This window comes from Paenibacillus sp. 01T422, from assembly GCF_056398785.1.
Genome location: NZ_JBFTQB010000744.1, coordinates 1 through 3319 on the forward strand (window position 1 = coordinate 1; position 3319 = coordinate 3319).

A 3319-nucleotide genomic window follows, 5' to 3' on the forward strand; every position below is an offset into this window, starting at 1 on the left:
GGCTACTATGCACTCTCACAAGAGGTTATCCCGAATTATGCCGGCGACTACCTTGTCCTGAGTAGAAGCACAGCAGCCAATAATTCCTTCATGAAAACCGACACATGGAACAACATTCCGGCAGTCAAGAATAAGCATGTCATCGAGATTGATACGGAAGCTTCCACGTATAGCGACCCGACAACCCTCGAATATTTATTGAATATTTTCAAGGAAGGAATCCTTGGCAAAAAATAAGCTTGTAGAAACGCCTTCTTCAGCATGACCGAGAAGGCGTTTCTTCTCGCCCTGAATCAAGTAACAATCGAACCTCCATTCACGAACATAACTTGCCCCGATATGTAAGAGGCGTCATCCGAAGCCAGCAGGACATAAGCAGGAGCCAACTCAAATGGCTGCCCAGGACGTTTCAGCGGAACCTCTGTACCGAATGTGGCTGCTTCCAACCCATGTAGGGGTACATGAAATAAGTCACATCTTTCGCCTCCTCTCGAATTCAGCTGCCTATCTCACTTTATTCCACTGGATTTATAAACAGTCCATATCCATTATCTAAAAAAGAGCCAATCCGAATGGATTAAGCTCTAATTTGTAGCTCGCTTATTAATGCGTTACTCCCACTGGTAATCCGCTCGTTCAAGCAACTGCTTGAGCGCGCGTACCGCAGTGACAACACGTTTAGGATTACTGGCGTGCGGCATATAATGCTGCAGATGCGGCTCTACAGACAGAAATCCGTCGTAACCTCTCTCTTTTAGAGTGAGCAGCAGGGTATCAATCTCTCCGTTTCCCGCTCCAGCAGGAACAAATTGTTTCGGCTCGAACGTTGCATCCTTAATGTGAATGTAATCGGTATAGGCTTCTAGTCGTGGATACGCGTCCTTCATCGGTTTAATATCATTCTTCACGAAGTTGCCTGGGTCGAAAGCCAAACGCAGGGCATCGGATGCGCAGTGCTGCAAAATTTCCAAACAACGCTCATCTGTAGTTCCGTACAAATCATTATCATTCTCAAGAATGAGGACAACGTTATTCTGTTCAGCAATCTCCGTCAATTGCTTCATTCGATGCAGCACTTCGTCTCTGCACGTATCCAGGTTCACATTCTCAGGCGGATGGTAGGAAAATATACGAATATACGGAGTCCCTAACACGTGAGCTGCCTGAATCGCCTGCTGGATCGCTTGCAATTGCGGCCCGAAGTCTTCCGCAACCGGATATTTGCCGATTGGTGAAGCAATGGAAGATACTTGAAAGCCACGTTGATTCAGTGTTTGACGGATAGCGGCGAGCTCCTCATCATTCAGCGCCAGGACGTTTTTGCCCCATACATTCCGAAGCTCAATATGCGAGATCCCCTCTTGCTGGAGCACATCGAGCTGCTCTTCCAGATCCTGCGAGATTTCATCGGCGAAACAAGTAATTTTAGCTTTAAGCATGGCCATCTCTCCTTTCTTATTTGCTGCTGCCGAACGAAGCTGACATATCCACAGGAGCTGCAGAATCCGTGACAACTTTTTTCACAAACGTAGATGTTTTTATAAGTTCGTCCAGATGAGATTGGAAGGCATCGCCATCAATTGGCACCTCAATAGGGCGCTTCTGGAAGGAAGATAGCATAATGCCATTAGCCAGTGTCAATGAGCCAAGCCCCTCTGGACCTTCAGCAATCAAGTCTGTCTCCATGCCTAAGAGGCGGTCGACCAAGCGGCCGGTTACCACATGATGTCCATTAGGAGCATCGACATCCACCTCAATTACCTCCGGCTCAATCTCCCAAGTCGCAAATTTCTGCTCGGTCTCTCGCGTGAACGTAAGCATAGACTCTGGATACTTATAGTGAAGCAGCTTACCGTTCTCCAGTACAAGCTTGCCCGTATCCCCAACGATTTCCAGGCGATTCGTTCCCGGAAGCTCAGCTGTTGTCACAATCAAATGCCCGATCATTCCATTCGCATGTTCAAAGTAAGCGGTTACCTCGTCCTCAACTTCAATATCATGATATTTGCCAATATGTGCATGACCAGAAATCAGTGAAGGTAATCCGAACAACCATTGGTACATGTCCAGCGTGTGAGGACACTGATTGGTCAGGATGCCGCCACCCTCGCCAGCCCATGTCGCACGCCATCCACCACTATTATAGTAGGACTGGGAGCGAAACCATTTGGTATGAATCCAAGTAGCACGAGTGAGTTGGCCCAACTCTCCGCTGTCCACGATTTCTTTGAGTTTTGCATAAAAGGGGAGCGTTCTTTCTTGAAACATAATAGCAAACTGGAGTCCAGGATATGTCTCTTTGGAGGTTTCATAGGCATCAATCATGCGTTTGGCATCATTGACATGAACCGCTATCGGTTTCTCACACATGACATGAATTCCCCGCTGGAAGGCTTCAATCGCAATGATTGGATGATCATAATGGGGAACCGCGATAATGACGACATCCAGCCCAGACTGTTCCAATAAATCCACGGCATTGTAATAAGCCGTAGTCCCATAATTTTTGGCATTCAAATCGGCTTTTTCTTTATCTACATCACAGACGCCAACAATCGTTACATCCTCCATCGCACTCAAATATTTCAAATGCGTGTTGCCAATATTTCCAATTCCGACAAGTCCAAATTTAATTTTTTGTTTACTCATTTGTTGTTCCCTCCCACATCTATTGAATATCACACTATCATCTTATATCATTACAATTACCACTTCCTTGACGAAATTGCCTCAAAAGTGGATAAACTTGCTCATATCGCGAGGAGGAATTATCTTGCTTTCTGATTACTTAGAACAGTTTGATGAACATGTGAAATTTCGCCATGCCATTCGCACGGCTCCCTTTAATGTTCATTTTCATTTGCATGAAGGCTGTGAGATCTTCTTCTTAATCCGGGGCGATGTGAACTATTTCGTTGACAAAACCGTATATCCCCTGGAATTCGGCGATCTTATCATTACCAATGAGCATGAAATTCATAAGCCTGCGCTCACGACGGATGACTTATACGAACGTGTAACGATTGAATTTAACCCGGCGCTGATTGCGCTCTTTCAAACCGAAGCCTTGAAACCACTTCAATGTTTCTACGAACGGCCTGCTGGTGAAAAAAATAAAATCAAGCTCAGCGAACAACAATCATCCGCTTTGCTTGATTTGTTTACGAAATATAATGACATTATCAACCATCCATTCCCAGGTGATTCCCTCATGAAACTTGGCTGTTTGATCGAGATTCTTGTTCTGGTTCATCGCTTCTTTTATACCAACAAAGAAAAAGAAAGCGGTATGGATTTGCCGAAAAGATTGAGCCCCATC

At 45.4% G+C, this 3319-nt stretch carries 4 protein-coding genes and 1 pseudogene; 2 read left to right on the forward strand and 3 right to left on the reverse strand.

The window, feature by feature from the left end; all coding sequences use genetic code 11:
- A partial coding sequence (locus tag AC1DUA_RS30335; protein ID WP_477503284.1) for an ABC transporter substrate-binding protein occupies positions 1-237 on the forward strand: 237 nt, incomplete at its 5' end.
- A 56-nt stretch (positions 238-293) separates the two neighbouring features.
- Here the strand turns inward: AC1DUA_RS30335 and AC1DUA_RS30340 are convergent.
- From AC1DUA_RS30340 to AC1DUA_RS30350, 3 genes and pseudogenes are all read right to left on the reverse strand, one after another.
- Positions 294-437: pseudogene (locus AC1DUA_RS30340) on the reverse strand (SDR family oxidoreductase); the annotation flags it as partial.
- A gap of 174 nt (positions 438-611) precedes the next feature.
- Positions 612-1439, reverse strand: a complete 828-nt coding sequence (locus AC1DUA_RS30345; RefSeq protein ID WP_477503285.1) for a sugar phosphate isomerase/epimerase family protein — start codon at positions 1437-1439, stop codon at positions 612-614.
- A gap of 16 nt (positions 1440-1455) precedes the next feature.
- Positions 1456-2649 (reverse strand): Gfo/Idh/MocA family protein, encoded by a 1194-nt coding sequence (locus AC1DUA_RS30350; protein WP_477503286.1) that lies wholly within the window; start codon positions 2647-2649, stop codon positions 1456-1458.
- 124 nt (positions 2650-2773) lie between these two features.
- On the opposite strand from AC1DUA_RS30350, the gene AC1DUA_RS30355 reads away from it, so the two are divergent.
- A partial coding sequence (locus AC1DUA_RS30355) for a cupin domain-containing protein (RefSeq protein WP_477503287.1) occupies positions 2774-3319 on the forward strand: 546 nt, incomplete at its 3' end.